This window comes from Jeotgalibaca caeni (assembly GCF_028863945.1).
GTDB classification, from domain to species: Bacteria; Bacillota; Bacilli; order Lactobacillales; family Aerococcaceae; genus Jeotgalibaca; species Jeotgalibaca caeni.
Genome location: NZ_JARBEA010000041.1, coordinates 1 through 22,792 on the forward strand (window position 1 = coordinate 1; position 22,792 = coordinate 22,792).

The 22,792-nt window shown below is 40.4% G+C and carries 24 protein-coding genes and 1 riboswitch; of the genes, 1 reads left to right on the forward strand and 23 read right to left on the reverse strand.

Annotated elements, in window-relative coordinates:
- Positions 1–161 precede the first annotated feature (161 nt).
- From PVE40_RS09025 to PVE40_RS09075, 11 genes are all read right to left on the reverse strand, one after another.
- Positions 162–632 carry a hypothetical protein gene (locus tag PVE40_RS09025; RefSeq protein WP_274731581.1) on the reverse strand — a complete coding sequence of 157 codons (471 nt, stop codon included), beginning with the start codon at positions 630–632 and terminating at the stop codon, positions 162–164.
- A gap of 125 nt (positions 633–757) precedes the next feature.
- Positions 758–2,323, reverse strand: a complete 1,566-nt coding sequence (locus PVE40_RS09030; protein ID WP_274731582.1) for a CCA tRNA nucleotidyltransferase — start codon at positions 2,321–2,323, stop codon at positions 758–760.
- 45 nt (positions 2,324–2,368) lie between these two features.
- Positions 2,369–2,920 (reverse strand): YpiB family protein, encoded by a 552-nt coding sequence (locus PVE40_RS09035; RefSeq protein ID WP_274731583.1) that lies wholly within the window; start codon positions 2,918–2,920, stop codon positions 2,369–2,371.
- 23 nt (positions 2,921–2,943) lie between these two features.
- Complete coding sequence (locus tag PVE40_RS09040; RefSeq protein WP_274731584.1) at positions 2,944–4,224, reverse strand: tetratricopeptide repeat protein; 1,281 nt, start codon at positions 4,222–4,224, stop codon at positions 2,944–2,946.
- Between the two features lie 125 nt (positions 4,225–4,349).
- Entirely contained in the window at positions 4,350–4,628 is a 279-nt protein-coding gene (locus tag PVE40_RS09045; protein ID WP_274731585.1) for an HU family DNA-binding protein, read from the reverse strand.
- A 200-nt stretch (positions 4,629–4,828) separates the two neighbouring features.
- On the reverse strand, positions 4,829–6,142 hold the full coding sequence (der, locus tag PVE40_RS09050; RefSeq protein WP_274731604.1) for a ribosome biogenesis GTPase Der: 1,314 nt from the start codon (positions 6,140–6,142) through the stop codon (positions 4,829–4,831).
- Positions 6,143–6,228: 86 nt separating this feature from the next.
- Entirely contained in the window at positions 6,229–7,410 is a 1,182-nt protein-coding gene (rpsA, locus tag PVE40_RS09055) for a 30S ribosomal protein S1 (RefSeq protein ID WP_274731605.1), read from the reverse strand.
- A 415-nt stretch (positions 7,411–7,825) separates the two neighbouring features.
- Positions 7,826–8,515, reverse strand: coding sequence for a (d)CMP kinase (cmk, locus tag PVE40_RS09060; protein ID WP_274731586.1), 690 nt, complete (start codon positions 8,513–8,515; stop codon positions 7,826–7,828).
- An 83-nt stretch (positions 8,516–8,598) separates the two neighbouring features.
- A complete protein-coding gene (locus PVE40_RS09065) occupies positions 8,599–9,216 on the reverse strand; it encodes a LysM peptidoglycan-binding domain-containing protein (protein ID WP_274731587.1) in 618 nt (205 codons plus the stop codon).
- 71 nt (positions 9,217–9,287) lie between these two features.
- Positions 9,288–10,736 (reverse strand): RecQ family ATP-dependent DNA helicase, encoded by a 1,449-nt coding sequence (locus PVE40_RS09070; protein WP_274731588.1) that lies wholly within the window; start codon positions 10,734–10,736, stop codon positions 9,288–9,290.
- On the reverse strand, positions 10,733–11,794 hold the full coding sequence (locus PVE40_RS09075; protein ID WP_274731589.1) for a YpbB family protein: 1,062 nt from the start codon (positions 11,792–11,794) through the stop codon (positions 10,733–10,735). Before PVE40_RS09075 ends, PVE40_RS09070 begins: the two co-directional genes overlap by 4 nt.
- 39 nt (positions 11,795–11,833) lie before the next feature.
- Between PVE40_RS09075 and PVE40_RS09080 the strand changes: the two genes are divergently transcribed.
- A complete protein-coding gene (locus PVE40_RS09080) occupies positions 11,834–12,067 on the forward strand; it encodes a ferredoxin (RefSeq protein WP_274731590.1) in 234 nt (77 codons plus the stop codon).
- Positions 12,068–12,112: 45 nt separating this feature from the next.
- Here PVE40_RS09080 and PVE40_RS09085 read toward each other — a convergent pair whose 3' ends face one another.
- The 12 genes from PVE40_RS09085 to PVE40_RS09140 form a co-directional block, all read right to left on the reverse strand.
- A complete protein-coding gene (locus tag PVE40_RS09085; RefSeq protein ID WP_274731591.1) occupies positions 12,113–12,688 on the reverse strand; it encodes an ECF transporter S component in 576 nt (191 codons plus the stop codon).
- Positions 12,689–12,809: 121 nt separating this feature from the next.
- Positions 12,810–12,941, reverse strand: a riboswitch (FMN riboswitch).
- A 99-nt stretch (positions 12,942–13,040) separates the two neighbouring features.
- The gene (locus tag PVE40_RS09090) at positions 13,041–14,858 is read right to left on the reverse strand and encodes an ATP-binding protein (protein WP_274731592.1); all 1,818 of its coding nucleotides are present in this window, start codon (positions 14,856–14,858) and stop codon (positions 13,041–13,043) included.
- Between the two features lie 14 nt (positions 14,859–14,872).
- Positions 14,873–15,601, reverse strand: coding sequence for a response regulator transcription factor (locus PVE40_RS09095; protein WP_274731593.1), 729 nt, complete (start codon positions 15,599–15,601; stop codon positions 14,873–14,875).
- Between the two features lie 17 nt (positions 15,602–15,618).
- On the reverse strand, positions 15,619–16,338 hold the full coding sequence (locus PVE40_RS09100; protein ID WP_274731594.1) for a pseudouridine synthase: 720 nt from the start codon (positions 16,336–16,338) through the stop codon (positions 15,619–15,621).
- 12 nt (positions 16,339–16,350) lie between these two features.
- A complete protein-coding gene (gene scpB / locus PVE40_RS09105; RefSeq protein WP_274731595.1) occupies positions 16,351–16,938 on the reverse strand; it encodes an SMC-Scp complex subunit ScpB in 588 nt (195 codons plus the stop codon).
- A 4-nt stretch (positions 16,939–16,942) separates the two neighbouring features.
- The gene (locus tag PVE40_RS09110; RefSeq protein WP_274731596.1) at positions 16,943–17,710 is read right to left on the reverse strand and encodes a segregation/condensation protein A; all 768 of its coding nucleotides are present in this window, start codon (positions 17,708–17,710) and stop codon (positions 16,943–16,945) included.
- Positions 17,707–18,087, reverse strand: a complete 381-nt coding sequence (locus PVE40_RS09115; protein ID WP_274731597.1) for an N-acetyltransferase — start codon at positions 18,085–18,087, stop codon at positions 17,707–17,709. The genes PVE40_RS09110 and PVE40_RS09115 overlap by 4 nt, the downstream gene beginning before the upstream one ends.
- Before the next feature lie 132 nt (positions 18,088–18,219).
- Positions 18,220–19,038 carry a purine-nucleoside phosphorylase gene (locus PVE40_RS09120; protein ID WP_274731598.1) on the reverse strand — a complete coding sequence of 273 codons (819 nt, stop codon included), beginning with the start codon at positions 19,036–19,038 and terminating at the stop codon, positions 18,220–18,222.
- Positions 19,039–19,066: 28 nt separating this feature from the next.
- Positions 19,067–20,242, reverse strand: a complete 1,176-nt coding sequence (gene deoB / locus PVE40_RS09125) for a phosphopentomutase (RefSeq protein ID WP_274731599.1) — start codon at positions 20,240–20,242, stop codon at positions 19,067–19,069.
- 24 nt (positions 20,243–20,266) lie between these two features.
- Positions 20,267–21,157 (reverse strand): site-specific tyrosine recombinase XerD, encoded by an 891-nt coding sequence (gene xerD / locus PVE40_RS09130; RefSeq protein WP_274731601.1) that lies wholly within the window; start codon positions 21,155–21,157, stop codon positions 20,267–20,269.
- Complete coding sequence (fur, locus tag PVE40_RS09135) at positions 21,150–21,611, reverse strand: ferric iron uptake transcriptional regulator (protein ID WP_274731602.1); 462 nt, start codon at positions 21,609–21,611, stop codon at positions 21,150–21,152. The genes xerD and fur overlap by 8 nt, the downstream gene beginning before the upstream one ends.
- Positions 21,612–21,644: 33 nt before the next feature.
- Complete coding sequence (locus PVE40_RS09140; RefSeq protein WP_274731603.1) at positions 21,645–22,514, reverse strand: CvfB family protein; 870 nt, start codon at positions 22,512–22,514, stop codon at positions 21,645–21,647.
- Positions 22,515–22,792: the final 278 nt, after the last annotated feature.

Sequence of the window (22,792 nt, forward strand, 5' to 3'; positions counted from 1 at the left end):
AGGAAAAAGCTCTCGGTCTGCGGCAACAGAACAAGAGCCCTCTAAAAATTTAAAATTTTAACACCTACATGATACCATGGGTAGTGACTTTTTGCGCTTTTTTTAGCTTGTGTTTTCATATAAAAGAGACTGGAATGGTCTCCAGTCTCCTGTTTCACTTCTTATTTGTTTGGGTAGATGTCTGCTACTGATTTATTCGGATCAATTACGACATACAGACAGCCATCCGATTCTTTTGAAGTTTGGTACTCATTATCGTTTCCATCTGTATCCATTGCTTTGTAAGGGAAGTAAATGCGATCACTCTGTACGATTACATCTGACTTCGGATGATTTTCATCGACATACAAAATATCCATCATTTCGATATCTTGATATTTTGCTACACGGTCAAACATCCCTGCTTCAATTCCGCCTAGATTGATATCGTCAGATTTTACGTGATCTGCTTCTTGGAAGATTTCAATACGCAAGCTTTCGCATGGATGAATTTCTTGAAACTCGCTGTTGCCAATTCGACCATAACTTGTGGTTACTTGTTTAATCCATAAATCACCTATATGTTCACGGCTTACTGTCCAAGTTTCGCCATTGCGGAAAATAAATTTAAGACTTGCCATTACTTTTTTCATCTTCTCACTCCTTGTTCTTTATGTGAATATTTTATCATACCATTCTCTATAAAGAAAGCTAAATCCGTAAAATAAGGGTATCTTTTCTATTATAACAGCTTTTTCAATCTGTATCACTTTGTTATTTATTTCATAAAGTTTTGTTTGTCGACTACTTTTCTTGTATGTTCTCCAATAGCAAGAATGGTATCATCTTGTTTCACTACTGCTGAAAAAGTGACGGTCTTTTCCTTCAATGCCTTTACGCGAACTTCCACTACAATGGTACGATGAAGCAAGGCAGGATTACTGTGTTGCAGACTAATAAAGGTTCCGATCGAAATTTTATCTTCTTCTACTACGCCGGCCATCATTTCTTTACAGCTGTCTTCTACAAATTCAATGAGTGCTGACGTTCCTAAAACAGGAAAATCAAAATCTTCCGTTTCCTGCATGAGGTGCAGGCCTTCTACTTGAACTGTTTTTTTATATACTTCATCCAAGTAAATGAACCTCCTCTTTAAGATAAATTCCTTTAACTGTGCTTTATCATTCGGCAACGTTTGCGCTAAAATACGGTCCTTGATATCTGCCAAAATCTTACCTAGGTAAGGACCTCCGCGAGTGAAGCCCAGTACGTGCATAACTTCTTGTCCATTGATTTTCATATCTTGGATGCGGTGAATCGGCAATGTCTTGTCCATTTCGAGTAAATGGTTGAGATCATTGACCATACCAAACCCGGTAATCATTTCCTCTACTTCTAGCGCAATCTTAATACCTGTTTCATACAATAGAGCGTAATCCCAAAAACGGTCTAAACGGATCTTTAAGGCATGGTACGCTTTGCGCACATTGGTTATTTGCTTGTTCGCTAATTTCCATCCTCGTAAAAATCCATCTACTTCGTCATCTGGAATCCCTAAGAAATAAACCAGTAAGGTCCATGCGGTTAGCGGTGTCTGGAACTGGAGCGGGAATAAGGCCAAATCAATTAACTCTTTGTCACGATTCTGGAAGCCTGGACACATGTGAAAGAGTCTCGTCTCCACAAAAAAGCGAATCCCGCCTTTTCGATTTCGTCCAATTAGCAACTTGGTCCATTCTTCTCGGATCCGTTCAACGGCAATTTTTGAGAGCAAGGGATGATAGTCTAAAACCGCTTCTTTTGTTTTCTCTTCTACCTGAAACCCTAGTTGACTCATGAAACGTGCTGCCCGCATCATGCGAAGCGCATCTTCACGAAATCGTTCAATGGGATTCCCTACCGCGCGAATAAGGCGTGCCTCTATGTCCGTCTGCCCATCGAAGGGGTCTTCTAAATTACCAAACCGATCCATTGCAATCGCATTAATGGTAAAATCTCGTCTCTTCAAATCCTCTTCAAGGCTTCGTACATAATTTACCTTTTCCGGACGACGGAAATTCTCATACTTGGATTCCGTCCGGAACGTTGTTATTTCATACGTTTTCTTCTCGTAAAGAACCATTACAGTTCCATGCTGAATCCCCACATCGAAGGTTACTGGGAAAATCCGCTGAATTTCAGAAGGAGTGGCGCTTGATGCGATATCTACATCAGAAATAGGCAGATGGAGTAACGTATCTCGCACCCCTCCGCCTACAAAATAAGCCTCATACCCAGCTTCTTCAATTCTTTCAATGATTGGGATCGCTTTTCTAAATTCTGGTATTTGGTTAATTGTAATCATGTTCTATCCTATCTATTACCTTGGTCTTGTTAGACACGTGGTAACTCAAATCATATTTTTTTCATCAAGTGACCGTAATTCTTCGGTATACTGCTTGAATTTTTCTTCATCTTTGTCTACCAACGCTGCATCAATCAGCTTCATTAAATCACGTTTCCGTTCTTGCCAAGCTAACCGCTCCAACGAACTGTCTACGATCCGTTCTAGACTAGGATCGAATCGATCCTCGTCCTTCTCGAACGGATTGTTTTCTAAAATACCAAAGGCTGATTGGGACAAGTAAGAGTCGTGAAAGTATAATTCCAGGTAAAATTCTTCTTTCCAGTTTAACCGTAAATCATGAAATGCTTGTTCCGGATCATCAAACTTCTTCCCCTCTTTATAATACACAAAGGGTTCGTTTGAACTTTCAATGGAAGCAAGCCCCATTCCGCGATTCGTAATGGCAATATTTTCAACAAAGTGAATATTTTTGAGCAACAATTCATGATTCAATAAATAATTCAAAATCCATAGCGACTCTCTACGTTTTAATTGGTGATTCTGGATGAACCACGTCAGAAAACTCTTTTTTTCTTCCAATGAAGGCTGATTCATGTTCCCCACCCCCTTCAGCATGTTCATTCATTCATGAGACGGTCCTCTTTTACTTCATTAAAATAGAAATCATCTGGATCAATCATCAACGCTCTGGTCACAACTTCCGCTAACTTCTGTTGATTTCCTTCTTCTATTAAAAACTGACTATAATCGGTCAAAAAGTCAAAATCATCATTTAATTCCTGATATGCACGGTCGTAATAAGTAGCAGCTATTTCAAATTCTTCAAGTTGGTTATGTGCCTGAGCTACTTTCCATTCATAAGCTGGTTGATGAAGGAGTTCTTTTTGTTCCCCTTCAAACAAGTCCACCACTTCTTGAAAACGTCCTTGGTCCATCATTAGATCGATTTTCAAGAGGAGTGCTTCCATCAACTCCGGTTCCAACTCCAAAGCTCTCTGTAGCTGTTTTTCAGCCTCTAGGGGTTGATTGAGTCGCACATACAGCTTGGCTGCAGAAACATAGAACGCTGCTTGGTAAGGATCACTTTCAATTCCCTCCAACATCACATCCAACGCTTCTTCTAATTGTAAGTTCTCTTCTAATGCAAGAGATAAATACAAGTAGGCACTCATATAGTCCGGATCCTTGGAAACTAAATCTTGTAATACCTGGCTTGCGCGAGTATATTCTTTGATTTGAAGATAGGATACCCCTAATTGGAAGAGGCTGTCACTTGTATGATCGGATTGGTCCACTTGTTCCAGATAGGAAATTGCTTTTTCGAACTCACCGGTTATATTGTGACAATCCGCTAAGAGAATATATAAGTTCTCACTCCACATTTCTTTCGTTTCATGATTCAGTAGTTGCTCATACAAGGTAGTGGCTTGTTGGTATTTGCCACTCGTGTGATAGAGCTTCGCCAATGCATACAGCAATACGGGTTCATCCGGTAAAATCTTGAGGGCTTCCATTAATTTATGTTCACTTACTTCATATAGTCCCATGGTTTGGTATGCATCTGCCAACGTCATCAACACATTCGGATACAGTTCACTTGACTGGTCAAATTGGAGTAAAATATCCAATCCTTCCTCCACTCGGTTTTGATCGATTGAAATCTCCGCCAAGAATAAGTCCCATTCCTCAAACTGGGGTGCCATTTCTTTCAGTAATAGATATGCATCTCGTGCTTCTTCTAAAAATCCTGCTTGATGCAAAGACTCAGCGAATTCAGCTAATCCTTCGATATCTTGTGCGACATATGCTTCACGCAACGAGTCATTGAAGTGTTCCTGTGCTGCTTCGAGTTCATTCTCTCTGATTGCTTCAAACATTTTTTCTGCTTCATTATTCAAATCTTTCCACCTGCCCTACCATTCTGACTTCATTTTAACATATTCCCTGATTTCTGTATGCATTGGATCCTTTTATGGGCAAAAAAAGAAGAGGCTGGGAATGATCCCAACCTCTGTACTTATAATTATTGTTTTACAGCGTCTTTCAATGCTTTACCTGGTTTGAAAGCAGGTACACGGCTTGCATCGATTTGGATTTCTTCCCCAGTTTGTGGGTTACGTCCTTTACGAGCAGCACGTTCGCGCACTTCAAAGTTACCAAAGCCGATAACTTGAACTTTCTCGCCGTTTTGTAAAGCTTCTTGAACAACTTCGAATAATGCATCTACAGTAGCTGTAACTTCCTTTTTGGTAAGGTTTGTTTTATCAGCAACTCTTTCAATCAATTCAGCTTTATTTGCCATATTGTCTTTTCACCTCCTGCCAAAAAAAGAAGATTCATGCTTTTATTGATAGTAATCAAAAAACATGCAAAACTACTTTTGAGTGGTCCAAAAATAGTGAAGTGAAATACCATTTTCATTTTTGGTGATTTCTTATAAAGAATATCATACAAAACTTGCTGCTGCAATGATTATCGGGCATTTGGAAGCCTGTAAGACCACTATTTTTTTTTGCGGGCAATCAATCGGAATGGGGTTCCAGGGAATGAAAACGCATTTCGAATTTGATTCTCAAGAAAACGTTCGTAAGAGAAGTGAAGAAGTTCTGGATCATTCACAAACAACACGAAGGTTGGAGGTTTGACTCCTACTTGTGTAATGTAATAGATTTTCAATCTTCTTCCTTTATCAGTCGGAGTCGGATTCCGCGCAATCGCATCCATCAACACATCATTTAATAGTGACGAAGAAATACGTTGGTTTTGCGAATCACTTACTTCTTTGATTTTCTCTGGAATTTGAACCAAGCGTTGTTTGGTAAGAGCAGATACATATAGAATCGGCGCATAGGAGAGATATTGGAATTCATCACGAATCTCTTCCTCAAACTGCTTCATGGTATGCGTATCTTTTTCAATCTTATCCCATTTATTTACGATGATGATGATTCCCTTACCAGCTTCATGAGCATATCCAGCAACTTTTTTGTCTTGCTCTTGGATTCCCTCTTCCGCATTCAGAACCATCAAAACAACATCAGAACGATCCACTGCACGTAACGCACGCATTACGCTGAATTTTTCTGTGCTTTCGCTGACTTTTCCTTTTTTACGAATACCAGCTGTGTCGATCATCCGATATTTTACGCCTTCTTCATCCTCAAAAGAAGTATCAACCGCATCACGCGTTGTTCCGGCAATATCCGAAACAATCACACGTTCTTCACCTAAAATTGCATTCACCAAGGATGATTTCCCTACATTTGGACGGCCAATCAAAGAAAAATTAATAACATCTTCCTCTTTTTCCAACTCATCCGCTGAAGGAAACTCTGCTATTACAGCGTCCAGCATATCTCCTAACCCTAATCCATGGCTCCCTGAAATCGGATAAGGATCTCCTAAACCAAGGCTATAGAAGTCGAATACTTCTGCCCGCATCTCTGGATTGTCTGCTTTGTTTACTGCCAAAATAACTGGTTTACCCGATTGATATAGAATTCGAGCAACATGCTCGTCTCCCTGCGTTACGCCTTCACGTACGCTGGTAATAAAGATAATCACGTCTGCTTCTTCCATTGCCACTTGGGCTTGCAGTTTAATTTGACTCATAAACGGCTCGTCTTTAATATCTATTCCACCTGTGTCAATGATATCGAATGTTCTTCCTAACCATTCGCCCTTGGCATAGATACGGTCTCTCGTCACACCGGGAATATCTTCAACGATGGAAATCCTTTCTCCTGCTAATCGATTAAAAATGGTGGATTTACCCACATTAGGTCTGCCCACAATAGCTACGACAGGATTCGGCATTTTCATCACTCCCTCTTACAAAATTACGTCCATGAAAAGAGGCTGGGATAAAATCCAGCCTCGTTTTCAGAAACAGTTTTTATTTTTTATTCATTATCGTCTTGCAGTTCTCTTAATTGCTCTCCTAATACATCTCCTAAAGTAAAGGATGCATCGGAATCATTGTCATAAGATTCTACTGCTTCTTCTCTTGCTGGTGCTTCTTCTCTTGCTGGTCTTTCGTCTGCTTTCAATGCTTTCATGCTCAAGGATAGACGGTGCTCTTCTGGTTTTACGTCCAGAACTTTCACTTCTACTTCTTGACCTTCTTCAAGCATTTCATGCGGTGTTGCAATGTGTTCATGAGAAATTTGAGAAATGTGTACAAGTCCTTCCACACCAGGGAATACTTCTACAAATGCTCCAAAACTGGTTAGGCGTTTCACTGTACCTGTTAAAACTGTGTCAACAGGCGCTTTTTCAGCAATGGATTCCCATGGTCCAGGCAAGGTATCTTTGATACTTAATGATACACGTCCTCTTTCTTCATCAACGGAAAGGATTTTCACGTTTACTTTTTCGCCAATGGTCAGAACATCGCTTGGGTTTTCAATGTGTTCGTGAGCAATTTGGGAGATGTGTACAAGACCATCTACTCCGCCTAGGTCAATAAACGCACCGAAGTTTGTCAAACGAGCAACTGTACCTTCAACCGTTTCTCCTTCTGCAAGAGATTGCATGCGTTCTTCACTTAGAGCTGCCTTTTCTTCCTGTGCAACAGCTTTATGAGAAAGAATTAAACGGTTTTCGCTTGGTTCCATTTCAACGATCTTGAATTTCATGGTTTTTCCTTTGTAATCAGAGAAGTCTTCTACGTAGTACTCTTCTACCATTGATGCAGGTACAAATCCGCGCACGCCTACATCCACTACCAAGCCGCCTTTTACAACGTCTTTTACAGGAGCTTCAATAAATGCATTACTTTCGAATTTTTCTTGGATATCTTTCCATACTTTCTTCGCGTCGATACGACGTTTAGATAGCAAGAAGCTTCCATTTTCCTTATCTTTGATTTGTTTGATGACAACTAAATCAACCACGTCCCCAACATTTAAAACTTCGGTTACGTCATCGAAAGGTTTTGCGGAAAGCTCTTTGTAAGGAATGACTCCTTCCACGCCACGTCCACTGATTCCAACAATCGCTTGGTTATCTTCAATTGTTAATACTTCAGCTTGAACAGTATCGCCCACTTCTAATGGTGGATATGCGTCTAGCATTTCACTCATTGTAAGCTCGCTGTTGTCGCTTGAATCAGGCTCACGTTTTGGTACCAAGTTGTTCTCGAAGTCTTCGGGAGCAAACTCTTCTACTTCATCAATTGCAGAAGCTACTTCCTCATCACGGTTAACCGTAATTGGAGTATCGGGAGTCGGTTCTGCTTCTTGATTATCAGAAGTTACAGCTTCTCTAGTCTCCATTGACTCTTCAGTAGGAGCAAATTCCATTTCCTCTTCGTTCGCTTTTGGATTCTCTTTATAATCTGCCATATGCCTTTTCCTCCTAGTATCGTTCTTACTCATGGTAGTTTGTTCTTTACACCTTTCATATGAGAGGCAATAAATTACAAACTGATTTGAAAACGTATAACCATATAGAACCATTTTAACATTTTCTTGATATATCGTCCAGCAATCTAGATTTTTAGAACGAATTGTTCATTATTGACATTTTTCCCTTCGCCAAATGAAGAACTTTTTCCACTACTTCATCAATTGATAGATAGGTCGAATCAATTTCAATCGCATCTTCTGCCTTTTTCAGGGGAGAAGCTTTACGATTGGAATCATAGTGATCTCGTCGAATCAAGTCTTCTGTAATCTCTTCTAAAGAAACATCCATGCCTTTATCAATCGACTCTTGGTATCTTCTGCGCGCTCTTTCCGTTACTTCCGCAACCAAGAAAATTTTAAGCGGTGCATGCGGCATGACAACAGTCCCAATATCACGACCATCCATCACGATTCCCCCTGCTTCTGTAAAAGCTCGTTGGCGACGTACCATCTCGGTTCGAACGGCAGCATGGGAACTGACCAAACTAACTTGTTGGGTAACGTCCGTTTGCCGAATCGCATCCGTTACTTCTTCACTGTCCCAGAATATTCGTTGCATCCCTTCGGCAGATTGAAAGGAAATCGTTCCTCCATTTAACAACTCCAAAAGAGCTGCCTCATCTTCTAGCGAAATATTTCTTTGAATCGCTGCGTAAGTCAACGAACGATACATCGCTCCGGTATCTAAATACACTAATCCTAATTGACTAGCGACTTTCTTTGCAATGGTACTCTTCCCAGCCGAGCTAGGCCCATCAATCGCAATACTAAAATTTTCCAACGTCTTCTCCTGCCTTTTCTTTTCCCTCTAAAAAAGAGCAGGAGCTAAGGCATCGCCCTAGCCCCTCACTCCTATGGTTGTGTTTATTTCACCTTTAAGACGACACCGATTTCTGCTACATCTGTAGATAAACCATTTACTGTTTTCAGTTCTTCTAGAGTCATTCCATGATTCAACGCAATACGGAACAAATTATCTCCAGCTTGAATCGTATAGGTATTGGTATACTCTGCATCATTTTCAGTCGCAGGGTCTTCTACGGGCTTAGATTCTTCTGGCTCTGTAGATGCAACAGGGTCTTCCTCTTCTTCTGTCTCTTCAGGCGCAACAGTGCTTTCTTCTGGTTCAGTCGATGCTGGCGTTTCAACCGAAGACTCTTCACGACGGCTTTCATCTTCTTCAGCTGCTAGACTGTCCCTTTCGCTTTCTTCTGCTTTGCTCGAAGACTCTTGCTTACTTACCATCACCTGATCTGGTGTTTTTGGTTCTGGATTGGATTTTGTCATCTCACTCCAGTAGTAAGTCGCAAACGGAATGATGAGTAAGGCTAAAAATAAAAAGAGTAATACATTCGAAAGAGGTGCTACTTCTTTCTTCGTAGATTTCCTCGCGGAACGGGAATATTGACGGCTGCTATAGTTTTCATCTTCACCAAAACGTCGAGACCAAGGCTCTTGATTTTTTTTGTTTTTCTTACTCATTTATTACTTCCCCCACTTAATGATACTTCGCACTTATTGTAGCACATTTCTTTCACGAAAGAAGGGATATTTTACAATTGAAAAAGAAGTTTTACTTTTTCTTTCCAAAGTGTACGATCTCTTTCCCCTTCTCTCGTTTGTTCTCCCTTTGTTCTTAAGGACAAAACAAGATGGGACGCGTCCGGCTGACAGTTGGAACAACACCAATCCGGTCGTTCTATTAGCTCATGATCAAAAAAAGCAGAGATGATTGAACGCTTGCACGTCTTAGCTTCCACAAAATCCTTCATGCGCACAACTTTTTCTTTCCGCTCTTTCAGCCTTTCTTCGATAAATATCTGACTTTCTGAGAGATTCATTCTTTGCTGCTGGATGATTTGAAACATCCCTTGATCAGAGTCTGATAAAAGGGGCATATTCTTCCCTTTTTTCGACTGAAGAAGACGCAAAAACGTCTCATTCAAGTCTGTTTCTTGTGATTTCCGGTATTTGAAGGCGAAATCTTCACGCGAATAAAGCAACGCCGCCATGCTCTGTTCTCCATCACGCCCTGCCCGACCGGTTTCTTGCAAATATTCCTCGATGGATCCGGGCAAATGGTAATGAATGACATAGCGAATATTTTGTTTGTTAATCCCCATGCCAAAAGCAGTGGTTGCGCAAATCAAATCCAACTCATCCCTTAAGAATTGTCGCTGGATGGTTGTACGGTCTTCATTGCTTCGATCCGCATGATATGTATCCACTCGTAAGCTCGTTTGTTGGCGAATCCATTGCGAAACATTCTCTGCCTGAGCTTTACTCGAAAAGTAAATAACTCCGGGTGGCGGATAGTTTTTTAGCAACTCGAGCAACGTCTCATTTTTCGCCTGATTGGACACTTCTGTGACTTGGTAATAGATATTTTTTCGGTTTGGATCATAGCGCAGAATGGTAGTGTCCTGTTCCTTGAGTTCTAAATACTGCAGGATATCATTTATTACTGCTAAAGGAGCGGTAGCCGTCAATGCTAAGGTTCGTGGATTCCCTAACCTTTTCCTAGCTTCACCTATAAACAAATACTCCGGACGAAAATCAAGGCCCCACTGTGAAATACAATGAGCTTCATCCACTACAAACAATCCAATCTTCAGTCTAGTTAGTTTTTCTTGCAGACGTTGGGATTGAAGCATTTCTGGCGAAACAAAAAGAAATTTATATTGATTCAGATTTGCTTCAATAAAATTTCGCTCTTCAAATGAAAGCATGCTGTTTAATGCCGCCGCCCGCTTCTCTCCTCTCATCTTTAACTGCATGACCTGATTATCCATCAAGGATAGAAGCGGAGAAACAATTAACACGGTTCCAGGTAAATGATACCCACAATATTGGTAAATAAGCGATTTCCCGGTGCCTGTAGGCAGAACCGTTACGGTGTCTTTTTCAGCAAGCACCGACTCAATCGATTCTTTTTGGCCTTCCCGGAATTGTTCAAAGCCAAACCATTCTTTTAATTGCTGTTCGAGCGATTTTGTGGTCATAAATTCTCTACCTCATCCATGATTTGCATCAGTCGACTTTCGAAAAAAGAAATAGAAGGAAATCTATTTTGTAAGCTTGTATAATCCAGTTTCTCTTGTTGAAGATGCGCGTCTTTCACTGCTAGAATCATTTCTTTCATTAAAAATTGTTCAAAAGGAAAGGTTGGATAAAGAACCGCCATTTCAGTGAAGTGATCATAAATCGTACTTTCTTTCAGTCTTCTCTCTTCGGCAATTTGTAAGGGCGTTCTTCCTGCAACCCACAAGTGGTACGTTTCTTGCGTACTAATGGAACACAGTCCTCCACGCTTCACTAACGATTGCAATACTTGCGCCATATAAGGGGCAATGGATGGATTCGCTTCTAATTCAACGATTAGTTCAAGCCAGTCTTCGTGCCAACGGATCCACACTTCTGCTTCTTCCATACCATAAAGTTCTCCAACTTGAGCTGCTGTTTTCCTTGACTGGTTATGTCCTTCGAATTGTTCTATAAATAATTCTGGATTCTCGAGCTTTTCACTTTCAAGCAGCTTCATCCACTCTAATCCGAATGCTTCTCCTATTTCGTCTTTAGGCTGACCGCATTCCTTTAAGAATTCTTTGATCCACTGTTGCTCTGCAACCCGTTCTTCCAATGGCAGATAATGAGTATTTTGATGGCGCACCTCGGAAAGGATTTGAGTGAGAAATAACATTCGCCGTCTGAAGCGAGGAAGAATGAGAGCATAGCGAAGCTGCGCTCGATTATTCAGTCGAGCATGGCCGGCATTGAAAAATGTTTCTATTTCTTGTTTCCCTTGTTCCGTCAATAAATGACCTGTTTCTTGAAACACGAACCAGCCCTTTTTTTCAAAAAATGCTACCCGTTCTTCCAAGTAGGTACGGTTTAATTTCGGGAAAATGGTATAATAAGGCGATAAGTCATATCGCAATGCTTGAAGCATGACAGAAACAGTCCGTTTCCCAGTAAGAATATGATACAACGAATTCATTTTGATTGGTTCTTTTGTTGAAAAACAATCTAAAAGAAGATAATCTAAGTATACAAGTGCCATTGGTAACACCCCAATTTATAAGTAGAAAGATGTGTTTATATGCATTATACCAAAATAAACCGTGAAATTTGTATTGCTTGTGGACTTTGTCAAATTATCGCCCCCACTCTGTACGAGTACGATGAAAATGGCATTGCTTATACCGTGAGGGATGGTAATCAAGGAGTCATTCCTGTAGAAAAGGAAGAAATGGATTTGTTCAAAAAGGCATACACAAGCTGTCCTACTGGAGCTATTCTCCGTTCGACCCAGCCCTTTTCGGAAAAAGAATAGAACCTGACAAAACGCTCTCTTGTAGCAGCGTTTTGTCAGACTCTTTTATTTTATGGGGTTCATTTTACGTTGACGCACTAACCATGGCTTCAACTTAGGCATCACAGATGCAAAGACGACACTCACAATGATTCCTTTTAGAAGGTTAAATGGAAGTACACCTGCAATCAAATACGTACGCAAGTCTCCGACATTGATATTTAGTAAGTACAGGTATAACGGCGTAATCGCAAACCAATTCGCGATCGTCATAAAAATCGTTAGAGAAAGAGTTCCTGCTAAGAAGGCTAGAAAAATCCCTTTTTTATGCGTGGAACGACGAAGGAGCACATACGCAGGATAACAATACGCAATGGATGCTAAGAAACTCGCTACATCACCGATGGGATAACCCATATCTCCTCCCGTTTGGATATAATGTAAAACGGAACGAATGACTCCTGAACTAATTCCTCCTACTGGACCGTATAAGAGATACGATAACAAAATAGGCAAATCACTAAAATCCACTTTCAAATACGGAACTGCTGGAATAAGTGGAAAAGCAAAAAACATCAACACAAAACCTAATGCACCAAACAAAGCGATGCCCGCCATTCTATGGGTATTACCTTTTAACATATGAAATCCTCCTGCTGAAACCATCTCAGAGAATGTGTTTCCTTCGACATAAAAAGACCCATTTTCCCTGTCTTCAAAAAAACGGAAAAATGGATCCTTGATTCGTTACACGTCAAAGAAACCCAATCTTCTTCCATCCAGACTGTACTGTCGGTACTGGAATTACACCAGTTCAGCCCATAGCGAAGTTATTCACTATGAGGTCGTGGACTCTACCACCGGTCGGGAATTTCACCCTGCCCTGAAGACGTTTCATATTATTATTTATTTCACTAATGACTATAACGCATTTCAATTCTTGCGTCAACTATTTATTTTTAATTCGAAATAAAAAACTTCCTTTGTTCTTTAATTATTCCTCTGACCGATCTGCGTAGACCGTTTCCTGATAAGGAAGCCGCATGGTAAAGGTTGTCCCTTCATCCTGCTCACTCTCTACCTCGATGCCTCCACCATGCTTCTTCAAAATGGAATAAACAAGCGAGAGCCCAATACCCGAACCATTCGTCTTCGGACGAGTTCGTGCTTTATCATCTTTATAAAAACGTTCAAAGATAAACGGCAAGCCTTCTTCACTAATCCCAATTCCATTATCAGAAACGATGATCAGAATTTGATCCAGCAATGAATCAAGCTTCACTTCAATACGAATATAACGTTCTGTTCGTTCTTCTGGATCAGCAGCATAGCGGATGGCATTGTCAATCAAGTTATAAATAGCATGATGCAAGCGGTCTTCGTCTGCTTGAATCGTCTGTAGTCCTTCTTCTACCGTTAACGTACAAACTATTTTTTCCCTTGTCAAGGTGTCTGCAAAGCGGTTTAAAACTCGTTTAAAGAAGGCCGCTATGTTTACTTCTTCAATTTCTAGTTCGGAATAACCAGCTTTCATTCTTGAAAAGTCGAGAAGCTTGGTAATCATCTCATTTAACTGAGTGGCTTCATCATGAATAATTTGTGCCATTTCATTTTTTTCATCCGCAGTCTCAGCAATATTATCAATAATTGCTTCACTGTAGCCTTTAATAGTTGCTAAAGGCGTACGGAAATCATGTGAGACGTTTGTAATCAGTTCTTCTCGAATGGCCGCCAAACGTTTGGCATTGGTAATTTCTTCAATTAATAGAAGGACACCGGTCATCTTATTTTCTTCTTCGCTAAAAACGGGCGAAAAACGAACATCAAAAATCAGCTGACTTTGCTGTACTTCCATCCGCTGTCCCGTTCCCGTTTCAAAACATTCTCTGATGACTGCCGCATACTTTTTATTCATGCCTTTTTTCATAGACTGATCCGCCGAACGGATATGGGAAGCGTAGTACTTCTCTCCAGCCGTGTTTAAGCTGGTGACTTGGTAATCTTCATCTACAGACAGGACTCCTACCGACAGAGAATCAAAAACATGTTCCAACAGGTTCTTTTCTTTTTTATTCATAATGGTACTTGCTTCAAAGGCTTTTCCTAATTTCATTACGGAAGTCGCTAAATTGCCGATTTCATCATTTGACTTAATCATAACGCGAGAATCGAACTCTTTTTCCGTATACTGGTAGGCAGCTTCCGTAATTGCTAGAACAGGATTGTATACTTTCCTTTGTTGTAAAAAGTAAAAATAAAAAACATTTCCTAGAAATACAAGAATTAAAAAGAAGAAGAAGACTTCATTATTACGCAAATAATTGTCCCAAACAGACGTGTTTTTCGCCAATAAGAGAACATCTTCGCTATCTTCAATGAAATCAACCATTACATATAGTTTTCGAAAAGGGGCTGCCTTTCCAGTAATCCTTATAGGTTGAAGAACATCTTCACCACTTTTAGACAGCTCTTCCCATTGTTTGGAGCTTAAAAAATCAGTTTGCAAATAATAAGACAGGTTTGTTGAAGAAAGAGAAGAATTTAATTCTAGTGTTTTCTCCTCTCCTACATAAATGGCGCTTACATCTCGGGGCATGGCAAGTTGATCTGCTTCCCATGGTCGCTCCCAAAGTTTATTCCGCCGAATGGACTGTGCTGTACCTGTCAGGTTATCCGCTACTGTTTGAAAAAAAGTTGACCCGATGGTACTCTCGTAATGTTTTATCTCGACTGTATGAAGCAATACTAAGAATAAAATACTAGAGAGCATTAATAATAGCGTATTAGTTAATATTAAATTCTTTCTCTTCATAGAACCTCATTTTCCTAATCCTCTTCTGACCCCGAGTGATATTGATGTTCCAACGGTGAAAACTTATAGCCCGTTCCCCAAACTGTGACAATCATTTTTGCAACAGATGGAGACTTGCGCTGCAGTTTCTCCCTTAACCGTTTTACATGCGTGTCCACTGTTCGTAAATCGCCAAAGTAATCATAGCGCCAGACTTCTTTTAATAAAATTTCACGAGTAAATACTTTTTCTGGATTCTGTGCTAAGTATAGGATTAGTTCGAACTCTTTCGGAGTTAGGGTTAACGGCTCTCCTTCAGCCAATACAAGCCTTGAATCGGGATAGATTTCCAGATTCGGGAAAGAGAGAACGACAGTAGATGGTTCATTAATCTTTGTTCTTTTCAAGATCGCTTTTGCTCGCAAAATGACTTCCCGTGGACTAAATGGTTTCACAATGTAATCATCTGCTCCTGCCTGAAAGCCTTCTACGCGCTGCGCCTCTTCCCCGCGAGCAGTAATCATTAAAATGGGCACATCTTTCTTCTTGCGCACTTCCTTGATTATTTCTATCCCATCGATTCCAGGAAGCATCAAGTCCAGTAATACCATGTCGTAATCTGAATTTAGAATCATTTCTAGAGCAGTTGCTCCATCTTCAGCTTCTTCTGATACAAAACCTTCTTTTTGTAGATACAGATGCAGCAATCTTCTGATCCGTTCTTCGTCATCTACGATTAAGACCGTAGTTTCTGAATTAGCCAATGATTTTCACTCCTCCTCTAATTTTCTGCCATGTTCTTTAATTTTTCCACTTCAAATGCTTTTAATTCACGATACATTCCCGGTTGTAAATTGCCCATTGTTAAGAAACCGAACTTTTCTCTTTTCAATTTAATGACCGGACATTTAATAGCCGCAAACATGTTTTTTACTTGATGATTCCATCCTTCTCGGATTGTTAGTTCTACAACTGCTGTATTTTTCTTTATGTCATGTGAAATGAGTCGAGCTTTTGCTGGCGAAGTTGTTTTGTTGTCTATTTTGATTCCGCGTTCCAACTGATTCAGTTGTTGTTTGTTAGGGATACCGTTCACTTTTGCCACATAAGTCTTGTCAATCTTGTATTTTGGATGCATTAAAAGATTGGCAAATTCGCCATCATTTGTTAACAGCAATAAGCCAGTCGTGTCGAAATCTAGACGGCCGATTGGATAGATCCGTTGCTCAATATGAGAGAAATAGTCAGTCACGACCGGACGGTTCCGATCGTCGGACACTGCTGACAGAGTATTCTTCGGCTTATAAAATAAGAAGTAAACAGGATGTTCTTTGTAGATAGGTAGACCATTCACTTCAATGCGATCGTTGCTGTTGACCTTGACTCCTAGAGTCGTTACTACCTCGCCATTTACCGTAACTCTTCCTTGTTGAATCAATTCTTCTGCTTTTCTTCTAGAGGCAACCCCAGCATGTGCAATCACTTTTTGTAGTCGTTCCATTATAATCTCCTATCATTCTTCGTTGTTTTCCATATCTGTAAAGAAATCTTCCTGATCGAATAAATCAATCAATTCATCTTCTTCCAGTTGGAATAATACTTCTGCATTTGGTAATTCTTCCATATCTTTTAGACCAAAGTAGTTCATAAAATAGTCTGTTGTGCCATATAAAATAGGACGGCCTGGAGTTTCTTCTCTACCTACTTCTTTTACGAGACCACGGATTAATAATCGTTGCAGTATTCCTGATGATTGAACACCTCGAATTGCATCAATTTCCATTCGCGTAATAGGTTGTTTATACGCTACAATTGCTAGCGTTTCTAACGCTGCTTGAGAAAGACGAGTGGCAAAAGGAGAAATCGCATATTGCCGAATCAACTCTGAATATTCAGGCTTCGTCGCCAATTGATATCTCTGTCTCGTCTCAATGATTGTCAAACCAGAACGAGGATTTCCATCATAATCCTTTCGAAGCATGGAAAGTACTTCTTCTGCTTCTACTAATGTCATTTCTAACAAAGACGTGATTTCTTCTAAATGAAGTCCCTCATCTCCTGCCACAAATAACAAACTTTCTATCGCTCCGCGTCGATCCATACAATCATTCATCTCCTGCTAATCGTTCTAATAATATTTCTCCGTATACCGTTTCCTGGATAAAACGGATCTGTCTTTCTTTCACTAATTCTAACATTGCTAAAAATGTATTGACGATTTGGATGCGCGTTGCTACTTCAAAAAAGTCAGTAAAAGGAATCTTCGTCATCGGTTGATGACGGAATTGACGAAAACGATGGAGGATGGTTTCCATCGTTTTCTCAACCGATACTTCTTCTTGATCAAGCCGAGCTTGCAAAGGTTTCTTCCGTTGCATTCGTTGATACATTTTTTGCAGTGCTACTAATAAGTCTGATGTTGAAACTTCGCCAGGCGTTAAGGGAATCGATTGCCGAAACTCTTCTAAATCGGCTGGTAATTTCGTAAAGAAATCACCGCGTTCGTGTTCCATTTCCTTCAGCAGTTTCGCAGCTTCCTGAATTCGTTTGTATTCAAGGAGCTGGTTGACGAGTTCGTCCCTTGGATCTTCTCCTTCTTCATAGAAGTCCTCTTCCATGGTCAACTCTTTCTTCGGCAGGAGCATCCTGCTCTTAATTTCTAGCAAAGTTGCTGCCATCAGTAGATACTCTCCGGCAACATCCAGCTGCAATTCTTGCATTGTACGTAAATGATGCAAGTACTGCTCTGTAATTTCGGTCATCGGAATGTCGAATATATCTACCTTTAATTCTTTAATTAAGTGCAGCAGTAAGTCTAGCGGCCCTTCGAAAGCATCCAGATGCAGGGTTAAAGTGATTGGTTCTTTCATCATTCTTCTTCAACCCCATCTTCACTTTTCTTTTGTACCCATTTGGAAACAAAAAGTGCCGTCTCTAACGTACCATTCATTACTTGCTCTGGATAAAGGCTCTGGAGACGATCGAGAATCTTATAAATCATTCCTTCATTCCGGAAAGATGGACTCACAGATAGATGACGAATCAAGACCATTGATTCGTCATACTCCACTCCAACGATTCCCACAATATTATCCGTCTCTTGATCACGCCAAAGGTACAACTTTTTGTTTTCCTCGTGGTTGTAACTATCCATCTCGACTTGCAACCGTTCCATACTCTTTAAGTCAGCAATGTAAGACAATAATCCCATGGCAATTTTTTCATAATTCTGATTATAAGAAATTAACACTTTCTTCTCCTCACAATAGATGACTTTTTCATCTTTTACATATTCATGATTGTAGCTCTTCTATTCTATTAAAAATTACAAAGGATACTTTACCATACGAGAGTACGAATCTCAAATCATTGCGGGCAAACTTTAGATGGCTGCTACTACGTTTTTCAATAATGATTTAAATACTTGGTTCACCCTCTGCGTTACTTCAACCACTTCTTTGTGGTTCAGGTTGGATTGCATGCCAGCAGCTAAATTCGTGATGCAAGAAACACCAAAAACGCGTAGTCCCGCATGACGAGCCACTATCGCTTCAGGGACTGTAGACATTCCAACTGCATCAGCACCCAGTGTTCTGGCCATTGAAACTTCTGCTGGTGTTTCATAGGTAGGTCCGCTGAATCCCATATATACGCCTTCTTTTAAGGCAACGTTTAATTTCTGTGCCTCACCACGAATCCGTGATTGGTATTCTTTATCATATGTTTCACTCATATCTGGGAAACGTGGTCCCATTTCTTCCTCGTTTGGTCCGATTAGAGGATTGGTTCCTGTAAAGTTAATATGGTCGGTAATCAACATTAAATCTCCGGGAGTAAACGTAGTATTTACACCGCCAGCTGCATTCGTTAAGCCGACTGTGTGTGCACCTAAGAGTTTCATTACTCGGATTGGCAAGGTTACTTCTTGGATGGAGTAGCCTTCATAGAAGTGGAAACGGCCTTGCATCGCGATTACTACTTTTCCACTTAACGTACCGTATACCAATTGACCTTTATGCCCTTTTACCGTTGAAGCAGGAAAGTGAGGAATTTCTGTATAAGGAATAACAATCGGATTCTCAATTTCATCCGCTAGGTCACCTAATCCTGAACCCAGAATTAACCCTAATTCTGGCTCCAAAAATCCTTTTTCACGTAAATACTCTGTTGTTTCGATTAATTGTTTGTGTGTAATTGTCATCTTCGTTCCACCCTTTCTACGTTCACCCTTATTTCAAATCAGCTAAGAAGCTCGTACCATTTTCCATTACGGGTACATTGAAATTTTCTAGAATCGTTGCTGACAAATCTGCAAAGTATCCTTGTTTCAACTTGCCGCCAGTGGTCATGGATTTTCCGTAAGCAAGCAATGGAACATATTCACGTGTATGATCGGTTCCTCTGAAGGTTGGGTCATTTCCGTGGTCGGCAGTAATCACTAATAAGTCTTCTTCGCCAAGTGCTTCGATTAATTCAGGAATACGTGCGTCAAATTCTTCGATTGCTTGTGCATAGCCTTCTGGATTACGGCGATGTCCATAAACAGCATCGAAGTCTACTAAGTTCAAGAAGCTAAAACCAGTAAAGTCTGTTTTCATTACGTTTAATAATTGATCCACACCGTCCATGTTGCTCTTCGTGCGGACTGCTTCTGTAATTCCTTGTTCATTAAAGATGTCACTGATTTTACCAATTGCGATTACGTCATAGTCAGCTTCTTTCAAGTGATCAAGGGCTGTTTTACCGAATGGGCTCAATGCATAATCATGACGGTTACTGGTCCGTGAGAAGTTTCCTGGTTCTCCTAGGTATGGACGAGCAATGATGCGTCCAATCATGTATGGGTCTTCCAAAGTAATTTCACGAGCATATTCACAGATTTCATATAGTTCTTCTAATGGAATGACTTCTTCATGGGCCGCAATTTGTAACACAGAGTCTGCGGAAGTATAAACGATCAAGTCGCCTGTTTCCATTTGGTGTGCACCATATTCATCCAAAATTTCCGTACCGCTTGCTGGTTTATTTCCCACAATCTTGCGGTTCGTATGGTCTTCTAATTTTTTGATTAATTCTTCTGGGAAACCATCTGGGAACACGCGGAATGGTGTTTGAATATTGAGACCCATCAATTCCCAATGTCCAGTCATGGTGTCTTTACCTGCTGAAATTTCTTCTAGTTTTGTATGGTATCCCATTGGTTCATCAGCTGGAGTGATTCCCTTCAGGTCGCGAATATTTCCTAAACCTAATTTCTCCAAATTTGGAATGGTAAGACCAGCAGTCTCAGCAATGTGACCTAATGTATCAGAACCTACATCGCCAAATGCTTCAGCATCTGGTGCCTCTCCAATTCCTACTGAGTCCATTACAATTACATGAATACGTTTATACTTATAATCCATTCTTATCTTCTCCTTAAATTTCAACTACGCACGAGGATGGTGTTTTCGATAAGATTCTACCATTCGCTCTTTTGTAATATGTGTATAGATTTGTGTTGTAGAGATGTCAGCATGTCCGAGTAATTCTTGAACGACTCTTAAATCTGCCCCATTCTCCAAAATGTGTGTGGCAAAAGAATGACGCAACATATGAGGGCTCACATTTTTATGAATTCCCGCTTGTTGCACTACCTTTTTTAAGTTTTTCCAGATTCCTTGTCTGGTGAATCCTTGACCATGGAAGTTCAAAAAGAGATAAGGTGTTTCTTTTCTCCCTTTTGCTAAGGTGGAACGGCTATCTGATAAGTACATTTCAATCCAATAGGTAGCTTCCTCACCAAGCGGAACAATCCGTTCTTTGTTTCCTTTTCCAACCGTTTGAATGAAACCCAGTTCCAGATGTAAATCCGCCAGTTTCAAGCTCACTAATTCGCTCACTCGCAAGCCAGTTGCATACAACACCTCTAAAATGGCTCGGTCACGCAACCCTAACAAGCTCTTTGTATCTGGCGTCTCCAATAAACGATCTACCTCACGAAGCGTCAGGGCTTTCGGTAAACTTTGCTTCTTTTTCGGCAGCTTGATTTCTTCCATCGGATTAAGGGTCAGAACGTTCTCTTGGTACAAGTAATGATGGAACTTACGCAGGGCAGAAATCATCCGGCTTACTGAACTAGCAGCCAGCTTTTCCTTTTCTAGATGTTCTAAAAAAAGAAGGACATCCTTTTTAGTAACATCCTTAAAAGAAGAAATCTTCCGTTCTTCCAAAAAACGTTGATACTTCGTCAGGTCTCTTTGATAACTGACAATGGTATTGTTTGCTAGTCCTTGTTCAATTCGAAGATGATGCAAATAATCAATAATCATTTCATTCATTGGCTTCGCCCTTTAGCTTTTGACATTCTAGGCAAACACCATGGAAAGTAAGACGATGGTCTTTTACTCGGAACCGATAACGACTCTCAATATCTTTTTCAATATCGATTAGTAAATCTTCATAAATTTCTTCGATTTTACCGCACTCCATGCAGAGGAGGTGGTGATGGAAGTGGGAACTGTCTTCTCTGCGTAAATCATAACGAGCTAGTCCATCTTCAAAGACAACTTTCTTCGTCACGTTTAATTGGGTCAGAATCTCCAAGGTGCGGTACACAGTCGCAAGTCCGATATCCGGATGCGTACGCTTCAAGCACATAAAAAATTCTTCTGCGCTCAAGTGCTCCTTTTCTTTTTCCAATAAAATTTGAATGATCGCTTCTCGCTGAGGTGTCAACTTAAAGCCGTTTTTTTGTAGATGTGTTTTGATACTACCGAGATTTTTTTCGATCAACTTCCCACCTCCTCTTATTTTAAGTCTTATTTTTTATTTCTTCCGTAATTTGGTAAAACCGTCTTCTTGGTATGCTAATTTTTCTTTCATGAGACGGCCTACAGCACGCTTGAACTGAGCTTTACTAATTCCAAAGTAATTGCGAATTTCTTCTGGATCACTCTTGTCATAGTATGGTAGGGAATTGGTCGGACTTTGTTGCAATAGTGTCAGAATCATTTGTGCATCTTCTTCTAATGCTTCATGAGCACGAGGTTTCAAGGAAACATTTAACATTCCATGCGGACTTACTCCAATTACCCGGCCCGTTACCGTTTCTCCTAAACGAGGTTCAACTTCACGCTCCGTTGGATGAATGAAACCAATGTAGTAATCTTCCGTCAACATAAACGTACCTACCATTTTTAAGCGGTACACAATACCGGTGATTTCTTTGTTTTTCCATTCCTCTTCATCCTTCGGGATACGTGCAAGAGAACGGAAAACATGTTCATCTGCCAATTCGCCCCAGATACGATCTTTCTCATCTACTCGTAAGCTAATCATTAACTGATCGCCTTTTTTAGGCCACAAACTTTTAATTTCAGACAATTCGTCTAGCGACACAACCATCTCCTTGTCGCTTAAACCAATGTCGACAAATACACCTAAGTCTTTGCGAACATTGGTCACAACGCCCCAACCAAAGTGCCCAACTTGGCTTTTTGGAAGGATGGTTGTCATCCTCTTCTCTTTATTCATTGACTCATATAAAAATCCGCGGACCGTATCTCCAATTTCTAACGCTTCTGGCGTTTCGCTTTTATCTAGGCGATACGTTACTCCACTTTTTTGCACAAAATATGCTTTATCATTTTCGTCGGTAATCATCGCTGTAACTACTGTACCTAGATCTTGGTTCATATTTTTCGGATCGCTCCTTTCCATTCTTTGATTTTACCCTTGGAGTTCTTATTCCATTTGGTCTATCAAACACCTGTCACTATTTTAACATATCTCACTCTTGTTTTTACAAAGAACACGAATCGACAACAAAAAACGGTTCTATGTCAAATAGTGTTGGTGGACCAAAAGAAAGTCAAAGCGAAGACTAACTCGCTTTTTCTTTTTCTTTTTCTTCTTGTCGGCGCTTTTCCTCCTTGTAATGGAGTGCCTTCGGCTCAAATTGGCTCGCAGTCAGG

Coding starts and splice junctions, on each gene's coding strand:
- PVE40_RS09025 (WP_274731581.1), bottom strand. CDS start 632: ATGAAAAAAGTAATGGCAAGTCTTAAATTTATTTTCCGCAATGGCGAA.
- PVE40_RS09030 (WP_274731582.1), bottom strand. CDS start 2,323: ATGATTACAATTAACCAAATACCAGAATTTAGAAAAGCGATCCCAATC.
- PVE40_RS09035 (WP_274731583.1), bottom strand. CDS start 2,920: ATGAATCAGCCTTCATTGGAAGAAAAAAAGAGTTTTCTGACGTGGTTC.
- PVE40_RS09045 (WP_274731585.1), bottom strand. CDS start 4,628: ATGGCAAATAAAGCTGAATTGATTGAAAGAGTTGCTGATAAAACAAAC.
- der (WP_274731604.1), bottom strand. CDS start 6,142: ATGCCGAATCCTGTCGTAGCTATTGTGGGCAGACCTAATGTGGGTAAA.
- rpsA (WP_274731605.1), bottom strand. CDS start 7,410: ATGAGTGAAATGCTAGACGCATATCCACCATTAGAAGTGGGCGATACT.
- PVE40_RS09065 (WP_274731587.1), bottom strand. CDS start 9,216: ATGAGTAAGAAAAACAAAAAAAATCAAGAGCCTTGGTCTCGACGTTTT.
- PVE40_RS09070 (WP_274731588.1), bottom strand. CDS start 10,736: ATGACCACAAAATCGCTCGAACAGCAATTAAAAGAATGGTTTGGCTTT.
- PVE40_RS09075 (WP_274731589.1), bottom strand. CDS start 11,794: ATGGCACTTGTATACTTAGATTATCTTCTTTTAGATTGTTTTTCAACA.
- PVE40_RS09080 (WP_274731590.1), top strand. CDS start 11,834: ATGCATTATACCAAAATAAACCGTGAAATTTGTATTGCTTGTGGACTT.
- PVE40_RS09085 (WP_274731591.1), bottom strand. CDS start 12,688: ATGTTAAAAGGTAATACCCATAGAATGGCGGGCATCGCTTTGTTTGGT.
- PVE40_RS09090 (WP_274731592.1), bottom strand. CDS start 14,858: ATGAAGAGAAAGAATTTAATATTAACTAATACGCTATTATTAATGCTC.
- PVE40_RS09100 (WP_274731594.1), bottom strand. CDS start 16,338: ATGGAACGACTACAAAAAGTGATTGCACATGCTGGGGTTGCCTCTAGA.
- scpB (WP_274731595.1), bottom strand. CDS start 16,938: ATGGATCGACGCGGAGCGATAGAAAGTTTGTTATTTGTGGCAGGAGAT.
- PVE40_RS09110 (WP_274731596.1), bottom strand. CDS start 17,710: ATGATGAAAGAACCAATCACTTTAACCCTGCATCTGGATGCTTTCGAA.
- PVE40_RS09120 (WP_274731598.1), bottom strand. CDS start 19,038: ATGACAATTACACACAAACAATTAATCGAAACAACAGAGTATTTACGT.
- deoB (WP_274731599.1), bottom strand. CDS start 20,242: ATGGATTATAAGTATAAACGTATTCATGTAATTGTAATGGACTCAGTA.
- xerD (WP_274731601.1), bottom strand. CDS start 21,157: ATGAATGAAATGATTATTGATTATTTGCATCATCTTCGAATTGAACAA.
- PVE40_RS09140 (WP_274731603.1), bottom strand. CDS start 22,514: ATGAACCAAGATCTAGGTACAGTAGTTACAGCGATGATTACCGACGAA.